Raw genomic sequence first — 16,017 nt, forward strand, 5'->3', positions numbered from 1 at the left:
AAATTTTAGGGTATTTCAATGGATTTCACTCCCCTATACTATTAATACTAATCAATTTGTCAAAAAGTTGCAATGACAAAAAATAAAGCCATAACTGAATTAAATTTCACTTGATTGTAGCACTAGTTTTTCTTCATAAAGTTTCTGTAATGACATTAGTACTCCTAATTTTGAATGATACCAGGTCAAACCTCCCTGGAAATATACAACATATGGGGGTTTAATTGGTGCATCCGCACTTAGTTCGATAGAAGACCCCTGTACAAATGCTCCTGCTGCCATAATTACATTACAATTGTAACCAGGCATTGGCCAAGGTTCCGGAGCTACATAGCTATCTACCGGTGCAGCTGCCTGTATTCCTCTGCAGAATGCTACTACCCCCTCTTCACTGCCTAATGTAACAGCCTGAATAATATCATGACGTGGCACAGTCCCATTTGGGAATACGGGATAACCTAATTTTTCATAGACATTTGCTAAAAATATGGCTCCTTTTAAAGCTCCCGACACTACCTGTGGCGATAAGAATAATCCCTGGAATAATTGTTGATTGATTCCAAGGGTTGCCCCTACTTCTTTTCCAAGTCCAGGTGCTGTTAAGCGATATGCTGCATTATCAACATATTCCTCTTTTCCAACGATATATCCTCCTATTGGCGCCAGTCCGCCACCAGGATTTTTAATGAGTGAACCGACACAAAGATCAGCACCTGCATCTGTTGGTTCAATCGTTTCTACGAACTCCCCATAGCAATTATCTACCATACAGATTACCTCTGGTTTTATACTCTTGATAAATGAAATTAATTCACCGATTTGATTTACAGATAATGTAGGTCTTGTATCGTATCCCTTGGAACGCTGAATCGTTACTAATCTGGTTTTTTCATTGATTGCATTCTTTATTCCTTCATAGTCAAAAGAGCCATCAGAAAGCAAATCTACTTGTGCATATGTAATGCCATATTCTGCAAGAGAACCTCTCTCTTTTTTAATTCCAATTACCCCTTCCAATGTATCATATGGTTTTCCTACGGGAGACAGAATTTCATCTCCCGGACGCAGGTTACCTGATAATGCAGTACTTAACGCATGTGTGCCGGAGATTAACTGTGGTCTTACAAGTGCAGATTCCGTATGAAAAACAGAAGCATATACACTTTCAAGGGTATCCCTTCCTATATCATTATATCCATAACCTGTTGTAGCCGCAAAATGGATATCACTTAATCGATTCTCCTGCATTGCCTTTAATACTTTCATCTGATTGTATTCTGCAATTTTATCTATTGCTTTAAATCTTTCTGCTAAAGATTCTTCAATATCATAACAAAAATCAAGTACCTTGTTATCAATATTCAAATCATGATACATCTTCTTTAATTCTTCGTTCATCTTTATCCTCTATTCTGTATTTAAATATGTCCTTTAATATACACACTATTTAATAATTTTCTTATCCCTTAATTCCTTTAACATTGCTTCTAAAACGAAGTCATCGTTATCTTCATATTCATTCTTTGGAATCCACGATACTTCTTTTTCTCTTCGAAACCAGGTAAGCTGCCTCTTGGCAAAATGTCTTGTATCTCTTTTTAAAATGTAAATTGCTTCATCTAAAGTACGTTCCCCTTCAAGATATTCAATGATTTCCTTGTAGCCAAGCCCCTGCATGGACACTAATTCTCTGCCATAGCCTTTATTGTAATATAAATCTTTTACTTCATCTATTAATCCATTTCCTAACATTTTGTCAACTCGCTGATCTATTCGTTCATATAGAAGGCTGCGATCATTGGTGAGTACAAAATATGAGAATTGATATGGTGATTCATTCTGTCTTTGTTCTTCATTATGTTCTGAGATTTTTTGGCCTGTCTGATGATAATATTCTAAAGCCCGAATTACCTTTTTTACATTATTCCCATGTATGGATAGATAAGATTTTTCGTCTACTTCTTTTAACATATTATGAAGAAACTGACTTCCCTTAATTTTAGCCAATTCTTCTAATTCTTCACGATAACTGGTATCATTTTCTGTGTCCCTGAAATCAATATCGTATAAAACTGCCTGAATATAGAATCCAGTTCCTCCAACAATGATAGGAATTTTGCCATTTTCATAAATTTCATTCATATAATGATTTGCATATTCTTTAAATTTTACCACATTAAACTCTTCATCAGGTAAAAACTCATCAATGAGATAATGTTTTATTCCCACCATCTCTTCTGGGCGAATCTTAGCTGTTCCAATATCCATATATTTATATACCTGCATAGAATCAGCTGAGATAATTTCTCCATTTACTGCTTTGGCAAGCTTAATAGAAAGTTCTGTTTTACCTACTGCAGTTGGTCCAGTTAAGATAATTAAGGGTTTCTTCATAATTTGATACCAAGTCTCAAGCGAAAATGCTTCCATTTTCATTTGAGGCGCAAACACAAAGGGTGAAAGATGTGTATTTGCATTAATCCTTTCTTCTATTTTTCTTTCACCCTTCTACTCCTCTATATAAGCTGATAGTATGTCTAAGGTGTTCTGTAATGCCTTCATATGTGTTCTTTCCATCCCATGGGAAGCATGAATTCCCGGTCCGATTAAAGCAGCTTTAATATCATTTCCTCCCCGAAGTGCAGCCGATGCATCGGATCCATAATGAGGGAATATATCAATGACATAATCAATCTTTTTCTCTTTTGCAATTTGAATGAATTTCGTGGTAATATCATAATCATATGGTGCTCCGGAATCTTTGGCACAGATAGAAACTTTATATTCACTTCCCATCAGATCATCACCGATTGCTCCCATATCCACTGCTATAAATTCATGGATATCCTCCGGTATATAGCTTGCTCCTACCCCTACTTCTTCATAATTGCTTATTACGATCTTAATCGTGCGCTTTGGAAGAGCCTTTTTACTGCTCAGTTCTTTTAACAGCCCCAGTAAAATACCCACAGAAGCTTTGTCATCCAAATGTCTGGATTTAATGAATCCATTCTCTAAATATTGAAACTGAGGATCATAACTAATATAATCACCCGTTTCAATCCCTAAATCCAAGACGTCGTCTTTGGATTTAATCACTTCATCTATACGGACTTCCATATTTCTTTCAACGCGGCTTAATTCTTTGGCATTGTCATAACTGTGGACAGAAGGACTTTTTGAAAGAATCGTACCATCGTAAACTCTTCCATCTCTTGTATGGATCTTGCAATAAGCACCTTCAATACTTTCCATTGTCATGGAGCCTACCTGCATGATATTTAACATTCCTTCTTTCGTGATTGAACGTACCATTGCCCCCAGCGTATCCACATGGGCAGAAAGTCCGAGCACATTATCATTTTGTCCGGGAACGGTTATGATAAGTCCACCTTTATACAAATATTCTGTCTGATAACCAAACCCTTCTGCTTCTTCTTTGACATATTCAATGACTTTTTTCGTGAAACCGGAAGGGCTTGGAATATTAACTAAGTCTTCTATTTTTTTAATTACATAATTGACAGTATCCATTTCATTCTCCTTATCCCATTTTAAGATATTTTATCACTATACACAAGAATTCCCCGCATTGATTTAAGCGGGGATTCTTCTCTAGTTATCAGATAAAGCAAGTCGGTAGATTGCTTCAATATCATCTACATTTAATTTTACATAACTACCAAGTAAATTATCCTCAGATATTCCCATATGGCTGGCCATTGCCTTGATATCTTCTTCCTTGGCCCCTAACTCTGCAAATGTTGTAGGCATACCAATTAATTTTAAGAATCTCTGGAATCTATAAATTCCTTCATAGGCAGTAGCTTCAGGATGTTCAAAATCAATGTCCACATCCCATACACGATTTGCAAATTGTACAAATTTATTCATATTTTTCTTCATTACAAATTTCATCCATGCCGGCGTAATCACTGCAAGGCCTGCACCATGGGCTACATCATAAAAAGCAGATAATTCATGTTCGATTCCATGACTGCTCCAGTCTTGTTCACGCCCTACACCACATATATTGTTATGTGCAATCATTCCTGCCCACATAATGTTTGCTCTGGCATCATAATGATTTGGGTCTGCAATGACACGAGGTGTTTCTTTAATCATTGTTTTAAGTACAGCTTCACATAAACGGTCTGTTATTTCAACTTCTTTCGTATTAGTAAAATAACGTTCAATGACATGCACCATAATATCTGTTGCACCTGCTGCTGTTTGATAAGGAGGCAAAGTACAGGTAAACTCGGGGTTAAGGATTGAAAAAACAGGTCTTAATGGTTCACCTGCCGCACCCCTCTTTAGCATTCCCTCTTCTTTCGTAATAACAGAATTAGGACTGCCTTCACTTCCGGCTGCCGCTATTGTTAGAATTGTACCAACCGGAAGAGCTTTTGTCACTTCTTTTCCACTGTAGAAATCCCAGAAATCTCCATCATATTTTACTCCTGCTGCAATTGCTTTTGCAGAATCAATGGCACTTCCGCCTCCAATTGCCAGAATGAAATCTACATTTTCCTTTCTGCATAAATCAATTCCCTCATATACCAGGCCGCTTCTTGGATTTGGCTTTACACCACCAAGTTCTACAAAAGGAATCGCTTCTGCATTGAGAGCATTTACCACGGTATCATATAAGCCGCTTTTTTTAACAGAACCTCCCCCATAATGAATTAAGACTTTTGTTCCTCCAAAACGTTTTACATATTTTGCTGCATCTTTTTCAGTATTTTTGCCAAATGCAAAATAGGTTGGTGAATAGAAAGTAAAATTATTCATATAGTGTCCTCCTTAAATAGATATAGTTTTTATTTTAAATCAATTTCATTACTGTTACCAGCTTTATTATTATCATTATAAATTATCATTTCTTGATAATCATGGGATTTCTTCCATCTTCCCGATATAATGAAATATCCATACATTAATAGAGAAAAAGTCGGCCCTGCAATAACTGCCATTGGTACCCCGGAAAAACCAAAGAAATTAGTACAAATAATTGCAACAGGAATACGGATGAGATATTGCGAAAATACAACATTAATTAATGTCTGAATTGCATTTCCGGAACCTCTGATAAAACCAATAAATGGGTGAATAACCGCATAAATAATATATGAAATTGCTGCAATTTTTAAATAATCTATCGTTGCTCCAATCACTTCATGATCCGAATTGAAGATAGAAACAATCTGATAGGAGAATAATAAAATAATTGCAGCTATAACTACAGATATACAGATTCCAAGCTTAATTGCTTCTTTTAGTGCTTTTGTCGCTCTATCTGGTTTCCCTCCTCCAATATTTTGGGATACGAAAGAGACTAAAGACATATTAATCGCATCACTTGGCAGAACTGCAAAGCTGTCTATTTTTATCCCAATTCCATAAACCGCACTATAAACCAGACCAAAACTATTAGCAATACCACTTAGGGTCAACAATGAAACATTAAGCAAAAGTTGCTGCCCTGCTGCTGGGAGCCCTGCGGTTAATAACCGTATTAAATGATTTTTATAAATCCGTATTTCTTTTGGATGAAATGTAATCACATGCTTTTTCATACGAAAGTATACAATCCCCATAATTAAGGAAATTGCCTGGGACATCACAGTTGCAAGAGCTGCACCAAAAGCACCTTTATTTAATAAAGCAACAAAAATGTAATCTAAAATGATGTTAAATAATCCTGCTGTAATCACGAAATACATGGATGATTTCGAATCACCAAATCCCCTTTGAAAAGCACTAATTAAATTATACCCAAACATAAAAATAATACCAATAAAAATAACATGGAGATAATCTGTTGCTGCTGAAAATGCCTGTACTGGTGTATTGACCAGTTTTAAGATATAGGGTGTAAAAAGATAACCAAAAAAGGAAACAATGAGGGATAACACGAGATAAAGTGCAATTGCAGAATTGGCACTTTTCTTTACATCTTCTATATGTTTGTTACCCACATATTTAGCAATTACTATGGCAACTCCAATAGATAAACCAGATATTGTCATAATCATAATATTCATAATCGGCCCACATACAGAAACTGCCGATAATCCAATTGTTCCTGTATATCTCCCCACAAAAAACATATCAACCGCATTATATAATGCCTGAAAAAAATTTGAAATGATTAATGGAAATGCAAATTTTAATATCTGAGTTCTTATATTGCCCGTTGTCAAATCATTTTGAAGTGACAAAATAATCACCTTTTTTCTTAATTATGTATTTAAATAAAGTCTATTAAACATTGTAACTTACTTTATCCCAGAACTCAAGTGTATTCAAGGGAAATTTAAAGACTGTTGCAAAAAAAGTATACCTGCAACAGTCTGAATGAACTAGTATCATAATCTCAATTTTTTATAAATCCCAGCAATGATTTAATGGTCCGCTTCCTTTACCAAGATCTAAATCTGCATTTAAAGCACCTGTAATATATTTTTTTGCTGCCTGGACACTTTCTTTTAAATCTTTATTGTCTGCTATATTACATGCAATGGCTGAAGATAAGGTACATCCCGTTCCATGAGTATTGGTATTATTCACATTCTCTCCATAGAACCAGTATATCCCGCCATTCATATAAAGTAAATCATCACTGCTATCTGCTAAATGCCCTCCTTTAATTAAAACTGCCCCCTTATAATTTTTACCTATTTCTATCGCTGCAAGTTCCATATCTTTTTTGGTATGTATCTGTAACCCGCTCAGGCAACTTGCTTCCGGGATATTAGGGGTGATGATGGAAGCAATTGGAAATAACCTGTCTATGAGAGCCTTCATCCCATCATCACTTAGCAACTTGCTGCCACTGGTAGATATCATAACCGGGTCCAGTACAATATTACTTATTTTATATTCTTCTAATTTTCTGGACATTATTTCTATAATTTCCTTATTCGATACCATTCCTATTTTTACTGCTTCCGGAATGATATCAGTAAATATTGCATCCAGCTGCTTTTCTACAAATTCAGGAGTCATGTCAAAAACCCCATATACTCCTGTTGTATTTTGCGCTGTTAAAGCGGTGACCACACTCATGGCATACATTTTATGTGCAGTAATTGTTTTTATGTCTGCTTGAATACCAGCTCCACCGCTACAATCCGAACCCGCAATCGTTAATATTTTCTTCATTTGAACAATTCCTTTCTTACTAATAAATGCATTTCCTGAGAAGCTTTTGTGATATCCTGTTCTCCAAAAATTGCGGATATTACAGCAACTCCATCTATCCCGCTTCCAGACAATTTCATTATGTTCTTTCTTGTAATACCACCAATGGCAACAACAGGTATCTTCACACGATTGCATATCTCTTTTAAAGTTTCATAGGATACAGTTCCTGCATCCGATTTGGTATTCGTATGAAATACAGCACCAACTCCTATATAATCTGCACCATTCTCTTCAGCCATGATCGCTTCCAAAACATTATGGGCTGAAACTCCTATTATTTTATTCCTTCCTAATTTCTTCCTTGCCTGAATAATATCCTCATCACTCTGTCCAATATGTACCCCGTCTGCATCTACCTCTAATGCAATTTCAACATTATCATTGATTATGAAAGGTACCTTATATTGGTCGGTAATCCTTTTTACCTTCTTGGCGCTTATTAAGAATTCATCATGATCCAGATCCTTTTCTCTTAATTGGATACTGGTGATCCCTCCTAAAATTGCTTTTTCAACCTGTGATTCAAGAGTATCTCCTTTTAACCAGCTTCTGTCCGTTACACCATAAAGTAATAATTTATCCTTATTGAAATTCAATTTTTGCACCTGCCTTTAATTGGTCTTCATTTAATTTACTGATGCAATCAATCAAATGTACCTTTAGTGATGCTGTGCCACTATTTTCTGCTATCATTTTTTCAAGGGCCTGTTCCCCGCAAATTCCCATAGCACATACTGCATTCACTGTTGCATCCATCAATTTTTCTGGATTAGCTCCGCAAAATCCACCAATAAGAGAGGTTAACATACAACCGGTACCGGTAATTTTACTCATATGGGAATTTCCGTTATATATGGTATAATTTTCAACCCCATTGCTAATAATATCCATGGCTCCGGTTATAGCAGCAATACAATCTACTTTCTTAGAAAATGATTTGGCAAATTCAATAATACTTTCTAACGTAGATTCATTAATTTGATCGTTATTACTTGCATCCACACCTTTTGTGCTACAGGAGCCGCTATTAAGTGCTTTTATTTCTGAAAGATTTCCTCGTATCACACAAAATTTGATCGTTTCTAAAAGCCGATATGCCGTTTCTGTTCGAAACTTTGATGCACCTGCACCTACTGGATCTAATATAACTGGTATATTAAGTTCATTGGCCTTTCTTCCTGCTAAAATCATAGACTCTATGGTTCTCTCATTTAAAGTCCCTATATTAATAACTAAGGCATTGCTTATGGATGTTATTTCGGCTGCCTCATTCTTATCATCTGCCATGATAGGAGAAGCTCCTATTGCAAGTAAGATGTTAGCACAATCATTCACTGTAACGTAATTAGTTATATTATGTACAAGGGGTGACTTGTTACGAATTGCAGTTAAATACCCTGTAAACATTCTATTCTCCTTTCAGTTCCACTTTTTCTCCACTTAGAATTTTATTCGTTGTTCTCATAGCACACATCTTTCCACACATAGAACAGCTGTGTTTATCTGCAGGAGGTGTGCTCTCAAAGTATTCTCTTGCCTTGGCTCCATCAATTGCGTAAGAAAACATATCTTCCCAGTCAATCCTTCTTCTTGCATCACTCATTTTGTTATCAATTTCTCTGGCTCCGGGAATCCCATTGGCGATATCTGCAGCATGAGCAGCTATCTTAGATGCTATGATTCCTTCTTTTACATCATTAAGATCAGGCAATCGTAAATGTTCAGCCGGAGTTACATAGCATAGAAAATTTGCTCCATTAGAAGCTGCAATAGCTCCACCAATGGCAGAAGTAATATGGTCATATCCTGGCGCGATATCCGTGACCAGAGGTCCTAACACATAAAAAGGGGCTCCATGACATAACCTTTTTTGTATTACCATATTGGCTGGTATCTCGTTGATAGCCATATGACCCGGTCCTTCTACTAATACTTGTACATTCTTCTCCCAGGCTCTCTTTGTCAAATTACCTAATTCAATTAATTCTGTTATCTGTCCTGCATCTGTACTATCATGAATGCTTCCTGGTCTTAAAGCATCTCCAAGGCTGATAGTGACATCGTATTCATACAAAATGTCTAATAAATCATCGTAGAACTCATAGAATGGATTTTCATTCCCAGTCATCTCCATCCAGGCAAAGAGGAGGGAGCCGCCTCTTGATACAATATTCGTAATTCTATTAGATTTCTTAAAAGTTTCTACGGCATGTTTATTAATTCCAGCATGAATCGTCATGAAATCCACACCTTCTTTTGCATGAGCTTCTACTACTTTAAAGAAATCTTTCGCAGAAATATCCATTAAATCTTTTTCAAGATATCCTATGGCGTCATACATGGGCACTGTACCGATCATAGCAGTGGAGATATCAATCAGTTCTTTGCGAAATGTATTGGTTTTCCCATAATTGCTTAAATCCATAATAGATTCTGCTCCTAATTCTATGGATAACCTTACTTTCTCAAATTCTTTGGAATAATCGGCACAATCACCAGATACGCCAAGGTTGACATTGATCTTCGTTTTTAGTCCATCACCGATTCCTTCTGGGTTTAAAGATCTATGATTTCTATTTGCCGGTATTACAATTTTACCGCAAGCAACTAATTCTCTTAATTTATGTACATCTACCTTTTCTTTCCCGGAAACAGTTTCCATTTCCTTTGTAATAATACCAAGTTTTGCCGCTTCCATCTGTGTTTTATAATTCATATTGATCTCCTTCTAATAATAATTTATTAAGTATTCCCATCTTTCTTAACGTGACGATTAACACCAGAGAAAATCCGGCCCCTGCTAATGTGCTAATACCAAAAGGAAGAATAAAACCATAAAATGCAACTGTTTTATTTAAGAATACTGTAGCAATTGGATATGCAATGACTGCTCCGATCATTCCGGTGCCAACCACCTCTCCCAGAAAAGCCATGATTACACTTTTACTATACTTAAATAAAATACCGGATAGCAATGCACCACACATACTTCCTGGAAAGGCTAATAAGCTGCCTGTTCCTGATATGACACGGATCAATGATGTAATAAATGCCATGCATACCCCATAAACCGGTCCTAAGATCACTCCTGCCAATACATTGATAAAATGTTGTATTGGAAACACTTTTGCTACTCCAATGGGAATGAAGAATGTTGAACAAATCACTCCCACTGCAATTAGAATACCTGCTAACGATAGCTTCCTGACTCTTGACATAATAAATCTTTCCTTTCTTTTATGATCAAATTACAGGTAATTGGGAAACTAATAAATGTTCTAAATTTTAGAGTTTTGCAATTACCTAATGTTCAGATTTAAATATTGTTCTATAGATAAATAACAAAAAAAGAGATGTACCTAACGTTAGATACATCCCATGAATATTCATTCATCTAATTCCCTACGTTGGCATTATCCAAATCAGGTACGGTCGAAACTTTTGTTTCCTCTCAGCCTGTACACACAAGCTCCCGAACAATATTTATTTATTGCATCATGAACAAGTTCATGATCTTGTTGCATTCGCCAGATACTTCGTGCCTGGCTCATTGCTTTCATTGTATCATCAAAGAAACCGATAATCAATTTGTATTTTAAAAAATACATTCAGACAATTCTTTTAAACTTTTTCTCAATCTCATACTTGCTCATAGAAACAATAGTGGGCCGGCCATGAGGACAATGATAAGGATTCTCTAGAGTAAGCAATTGATCAATTAAAGATTCTGCTTCTTTAAAAGATAATTTATTATTTCCTTTCACAGCCGCCTTACAGGACATGGATGCCACTTTCTCTAATATAATATCTGGATTTTCAGACTGGATTTCCTCAACTAAAGTATCGATAAGTTCAATCAGCAACTCTTTTTCTGCGATTCCAAATAAATCAGCTGGTACCGCCCTTACAGAATATTCTTTCCCTCCAAAGGCTTCAATCTCAAATCCAAGTTGATTCAAGCTCTCCAAATGTTTCTTCAAAGCTTCTTCTTCTCTCATACTAAGGGTCAATATGATTGGAGGGTTAATCATCTGGGACGAATATTCTTTGTCTTTAATGGCTTTCATGGTCTTCTCATATAATACTTTTTCATGAGCAGCATGCTGATCAATGATGAACATTTTATCACTATATTCTACAATCCAATATGTGGAGAATAATTGACCAATGATCCTATGGCTTTTCTTTGCTTCCTCAGATAATAATTTATCTTCGAATAAACCGATCTGTTCCCCTTTCACAGTATCTGAAACAGTTTGTGCAGAAACGGCAGTATTCTTGTCTACATCTGTAGAATATTGACTTTGGTTGTCATGCAATACATTGTAATCAGCTGATATTTGGTCCTTTTCCAACCGTTCTATTCTTTCTTCCGGATGAGCTATCATCGATTGAAACTTTCCTATTTCTGTCTCCTTGATCTTTTCAGGAATCTCTCGTTCTACACTTGTAGAATTGTGTCGATTTTCATAGTTCCCTCTTCCAAAGGAATCTCTTTTTGAATCTTCCATACCTTTGATACGATTTTTCTCAAATGGTTCAGGAATGTTTCTTAATTTCTTATCCTCTTCCTTCTCTTTCACTAATACTACTTCAGGAATAAGTTCCTTTCCGGCTAACGCATCTTTAATTGTATGATAAACGATAGAATAAATCTCTTCTCCATTTTTAAAACGAATCTCCATCTTGGTTGGATGAACATTTATATCAATTAATTCTGAATCTATCTCAAAATGCAATGCTGTAAATGGATAACGATGTGTCATGGTATATGGTTTATATGCTTCTTCAATGGCTTTGTTAATGATTCCACTTTTAATATAGCGGCCATTAATATAATAATTCATATAATTCCGATTTCCTCTGGATATAATTGGCTTTCCAATAAACCCAGACATTACAATATGATCACTCTTTCCATTTGCTTCTATAATATTTGCAGATAACTCACGTCCGTAGACATTATAAATAATGTCTTTAAGATTGTTGTTACCTGAAGTATGAAGTTTAATCTGATTATTTACAATGAATTTAAAAGAAACATTCGGATGGGACACTGCCAGGCGTTCAATTAAATCACTGATATACCCTGCCTCTGTTACAGTGGATTTTAAAAATTTCCTTCTCGCCGGAGTATTGTAAAAGATATTCCTTATAATAAATGTAGTACCCTCCGGGCAGCCAATTTCTTCTATACTTTTTTCTTCTCCGCCCTCAATGATATAACGTACCCCATTTATTTCTCCCGGGGTTTTTGTTACGAGTTCAAGTTGCGATACTGCAGCAATACTGGAAAGCGCTTCACCCCGAAATCCTAAACTGGAAACACTTAATAAATCTTCTACTGTTTTTATCTTACTGGTAGAATGACGTAAAAAAGCAATTGGAATATCTGCTTTTAGAATTCCAGACCCATTATCTGTAACCCGGATAAAGCTAATCCCACCTTCTTTAATTTCTGTGGTTATAGCATTGGCTCCTGCATCAATTGCATTTTCTATTAATTCCTTTACAACTGCCGCTGGACGTTCTATTACTTCTCCTGCAGCAATTTTATTAATTGTACTTTGATCTAATATGGTAATATTAGCCATGTAATCACCATCTATCCTTTATCTTTTTCTGAAATTTATATAACGTGTTAAGTGCATCCATAGGAGTAAGACCATTGATATCCAACTCCCTTAATTCCATAATAATGTCATCACTTGCCGGTACACTAAAGAAAGATAACTGATTCTCAATTTCTGTTTTTTTACCTGCCGCTGACTTGGCAGCGCTCACTTCCTGAACTACAAGTTTATCTTCATATGCAGCACCATCTGCCAGACTTGTAGTATCTTTTCCCAAATGAGCTGAATCCACATCAATTCTCTTTGCTTTCTCTGCGATATCATTATTACTTAATTCTTCAACGATCTCCTTTGCCCGGTTCAAAACACTCTCAGGTACACCCGCAAGTTTTGCTACCTGAATGCCATAGCTCTTATCTGCTCCGCCTTTTATAATTTTACGAAGGAATACAATATCTTCTCCCTGTTCTTTTACTGCTATGCAGTAATTATTTACACTCTCAATCTTACCTTCTAATTCTGTAAGTTCATGATAATGTGTTGCAAATAAAGTCTTTGCCCCTAATAATTTAGAATTACTAATATGTTCCACGACTGCCCACGCAATACTCAGGCCATCAAAAGTACTGGTTCCTCTGCCAATCTCGTCTAAAATCAGCAAACTATTATTCGTGGCATTTCTAAGAATATTAGCTACTTCCGTCATTTCTACCATGAAAGTACTTTGTCCGGAAGCCAAATCATCCGATGCTCCAACTCTTGTAAAAATACGATCTACAATACCGATATTGGCTTCCAGGGCCGGAACAAAACTTCCTAACTGTGCCATAAGAACGATTAAAGCCGTCTGTCTCATATAAGTTGATTTACCTGCCATATTCGGTCCTGTGATAATAGATACTCTTTTATCTTTATTATTAAGATAAGTATCATTGGATACAAACAGATCATTAGATATCATTTTCTCAACGACTGGATGACGCCCATTCTTAATATCTATAATCCCATCCGTATTTATATTTGGCCGAATGTACCCACCTCTTTCAGCAACTAAGGCAAGAGAAGCAAATACATCAATTTTAGCAATTGCTTTTGCCGTTGTCTGAATCCTTTTCACCTCTGCAGCAATCGTATCTCTAATTTCGCTAAACAGATTATATTCTAAAGAGAACAGTTTATCCTCTGCTCCAAGAATCATATCTTCCAATTCTTTTAATTCAGGTGTTATGTATCTTTCTGCATTGGCAAGGGTCTGTTTCCTTGACCATGTATCCGGTACAAGATTCTGATAGGAATTAGTTACCTCCAGATAGTATCCAAATACTTTGTTATATTTGATTCTGAGATTCTTAATCCCTGTATTCTCTCTTTCTTTCCCTTCTAATTCGGCAAGCCATGTTTTCCCTTCCGTCTTTGCTTTTCTGAGCTTATCTACTTCTTCATGATATCCACTTTTTATGATGCTTCCCTCTTTTATTCCAATTGGAGGTTCTTCTTCAATAGACGTCTCTATTAAGGAACAGATATCTTCTAATATATCAAGATTATCATATATTTCATTTAATAATTTACTATTAAAACTTTTTAATAAGAATTTAATATGGGGCAGCATGGATAACGATGTCTTAAATGCAATTAAGTCTCTTGGATTCGCACTTTTATAGCTTACCTTACTGATTAATCTTTCAAGATCGTAAATGGGATTTAGATACTCCCGGAGCTCCTCTCTGGTAATTACATTTTCATTTAATTCTGTAATTGCATCTAAACGATTTTCAATTTCATCCTGATTAATCAAAGGCTGCTCTATGTAACTTCTTAATAATCTGGCCCCCATAGCTGTCTTAGTCTTATCAAGAACCCATAGCAGAGAACCTCTCTTCTGTTTTTCTCTAAGGGTTTCAACCAATTCCAAATTTCTTCTGGTGGAACTGTCAAGAATCATATACTTGCTTGTCACATATGGGGTAAGAGAAGTTAGATGGGATAGGGAATTCTTCTGTGTCTCATATAAATACTGCATTACTGCTCCTGCAGCAATCACTCCCAGTGTATAATCTTTTAATCCCAGACCATCCAGAGAGGATACTTTAAAATGCTGATTCAGGCTTCGAACACATAATTCTTCATCATAATACCATGGTTCTAAAGGAGATAATGAAATATTTAATCGGTTTGTTAAATCTTTCGTATCTATATTAGAGATTAAGAATGCTTCATTGCAAATGATTTCCGTAGGAGCAAATTTATTGATCTCATCAATTAGTTTACGATCCGTATCTACCTCAGTTACAAAATAATCTCCTGTTGTGACATCTACTGTTGAAATACCATACACATCTCCCGAATAAAATATCCCCATTAAATAGTTATTCTTTGTTTCATCGAGGACCTGGGTATTGAGATTGGTTCCTGGTGTTACGATACGGATAACTTCTCTTTTTACGATACCCTTAGTCATTTTAGGGTCTTCAACCTGTTCACAGATTGCAACTTTAAATCCCCGCCCAACTAATTTACTTAAATATCCGTCTACTGCATGATAAGGGATTCCACACATGGGAGCTCTTTCATCTTGTCCACAGTTTTTCCCTGTTAAAGTAATTTCAAGTTCTTTCGATGCGGTTATGGCATCCTCAAAGAACATTTCATAAAAATCTCCAAGTCTATAGAATAAGATACAATCTTTATACTGGCTCTTGATTTCCATATACTGCTGCATCATTGGTGTTAATTGTTCCATCTCTTTAGTCCTCTCCTAATAATCCCGTATCTTCTAGTAAATGATCTCCATCCGCTGCTGTAGTAGCAAGTTCATCACAACGCTCGTTCTGAAGATGCCCAGCATGACCTTTGACCCATATAAAAGTTACATTGTGGGGCTCTTTTGCTTTAAGTAAGCGTTTCCATAAGTCAATATTTTTTACAGGTTCATTCTTACCACGTTTCCATCCCTTTTTTATCCATCCATCAATCCAATGTTCATTAAACGCTTTGATAACATATTGTGAATCTGAATATAAGTTTACATTGCATGGTTTTGTCAGTGCCTCTAATCCTACAATTGCAGCCATAAGTTCCATTCTGTTATTCGTCGTTTTCTTATAGCCGCCGGAAAATTCCCGAATATGTTCTTGTCCTTTTCCATCCATATAGGAAAGTATCGTTCCATATCCACCCGGACCATCCGGATTTCCTCTTGCTGCACCATCTGTATATATATTAACTTCCATCT

Annotated in this window: 13 protein-coding genes and 1 riboswitch; all 13 genes read right to left on the reverse strand. The window is 36.0% G+C overall.

The genetic code is table 11. The features are described 5' to 3' along the window. Nucleotides 1–99: 99 nt before the first annotated feature. The gene (locus tag EDD66_RS06820; RefSeq protein WP_123608809.1) at nucleotides 100–1,398 is read right to left on the reverse strand and encodes a methionine gamma-lyase family protein; all 1,299 of its coding nucleotides are present in this window, start codon (nucleotides 1,396–1,398) and stop codon (nucleotides 100–102) included. A gap of 45 nt (nucleotides 1,399–1,443) precedes the next feature. Next, a complete protein-coding gene (gene miaA / locus EDD66_RS06825; RefSeq protein WP_123608810.1) occupies nucleotides 1,444–2,394 on the reverse strand; it encodes a tRNA (adenosine(37)-N6)-dimethylallyltransferase MiaA in 951 nt (316 codons plus the stop codon). A 114-nt stretch (nucleotides 2,395–2,508) separates the two neighbouring features. After that, the gene (locus tag EDD66_RS06830; protein WP_123608811.1) at nucleotides 2,509–3,534 is read right to left on the reverse strand and encodes a M42 family metallopeptidase; all 1,026 of its coding nucleotides are present in this window, start codon (nucleotides 3,532–3,534) and stop codon (nucleotides 2,509–2,511) included. 81 nt (nucleotides 3,535–3,615) lie between these two features. After that, nucleotides 3,616–4,794, reverse strand: a complete 1,179-nt coding sequence (locus tag EDD66_RS06835) for an iron-containing alcohol dehydrogenase (RefSeq protein WP_123608812.1) — start codon at nucleotides 4,792–4,794, stop codon at nucleotides 3,616–3,618. Between the two features lie 29 nt (nucleotides 4,795–4,823). Continuing rightward, entirely contained in the window at nucleotides 4,824–6,224 is a 1,401-nt protein-coding gene (locus EDD66_RS06840) for an MATE family efflux transporter (protein ID WP_170164272.1), read from the reverse strand. Nucleotides 6,225–6,387: 163 nt separating this feature from the next. Then, complete coding sequence (thiD, locus tag EDD66_RS06845) at nucleotides 6,388–7,167, reverse strand: bifunctional hydroxymethylpyrimidine kinase/phosphomethylpyrimidine kinase (RefSeq protein WP_123608814.1); 780 nt, start codon at nucleotides 7,165–7,167, stop codon at nucleotides 6,388–6,390. Further along, nucleotides 7,164–7,805 (reverse strand): thiamine phosphate synthase, encoded by a 642-nt coding sequence (thiE, locus tag EDD66_RS06850; RefSeq protein ID WP_123608815.1) that lies wholly within the window; start codon nucleotides 7,803–7,805, stop codon nucleotides 7,164–7,166. Before thiE ends, thiD begins: the two co-directional genes overlap by 4 nt. Further along, complete coding sequence (gene thiM, locus EDD66_RS06855) at nucleotides 7,792–8,616, reverse strand: hydroxyethylthiazole kinase (protein WP_123608816.1); 825 nt, start codon at nucleotides 8,614–8,616, stop codon at nucleotides 7,792–7,794. The genes thiE and thiM overlap by 14 nt, the downstream gene beginning before the upstream one ends. Before the next feature lies 1 nt (nucleotide 8,617). After that, nucleotides 8,618–9,925, reverse strand: a complete 1,308-nt coding sequence (gene thiC / locus EDD66_RS06860) for a phosphomethylpyrimidine synthase ThiC (RefSeq protein WP_123608817.1) — start codon at nucleotides 9,923–9,925, stop codon at nucleotides 8,618–8,620. After that, nucleotides 9,915–10,427 carry an energy coupling factor transporter S component ThiW gene (gene thiW, locus EDD66_RS06865; protein WP_123608818.1) on the reverse strand — a complete coding sequence of 171 codons (513 nt, stop codon included), beginning with the start codon at nucleotides 10,425–10,427 and terminating at the stop codon, nucleotides 9,915–9,917. The genes thiC and thiW overlap by 11 nt, the downstream gene beginning before the upstream one ends. A 164-nt stretch (nucleotides 10,428–10,591) precedes the next feature. After that, nucleotides 10,592–10,695, reverse strand: a riboswitch (TPP riboswitch). A 122-nt stretch (nucleotides 10,696–10,817) separates the two neighbouring features. After that, nucleotides 10,818–12,803: a DNA mismatch repair endonuclease MutL gene (mutL, locus tag EDD66_RS06870; RefSeq protein WP_123608819.1), complete on the reverse strand. Its 1,986-nt coding sequence runs from the start codon at nucleotides 12,801–12,803 to the stop codon at nucleotides 10,818–10,820. Nucleotides 12,804–12,807: 4 nt separating this feature from the next. After that, nucleotides 12,808–15,525: a DNA mismatch repair protein MutS gene (gene mutS / locus EDD66_RS06875; protein ID WP_123608820.1), complete on the reverse strand. Its 2,718-nt coding sequence runs from the start codon at nucleotides 15,523–15,525 to the stop codon at nucleotides 12,808–12,810. Between the two features lie 4 nt (nucleotides 15,526–15,529). Beyond that, on the reverse strand, nucleotides 15,530–16,015 hold the full coding sequence (gene rnhA / locus EDD66_RS06880) for a ribonuclease HI (RefSeq protein WP_123608821.1): 486 nt from the start codon (nucleotides 16,013–16,015) through the stop codon (nucleotides 15,530–15,532). Between the last annotated feature and the right edge of the window lie 2 nt (nucleotides 16,016–16,017).

Origin of the sequence: Mobilisporobacter senegalensis, assembly GCF_003752155.1 — a bacterium.
GTDB lineage: Bacteria > Bacillota > Clostridia > Lachnospirales > Lachnospiraceae > Mobilisporobacter > Mobilisporobacter senegalensis.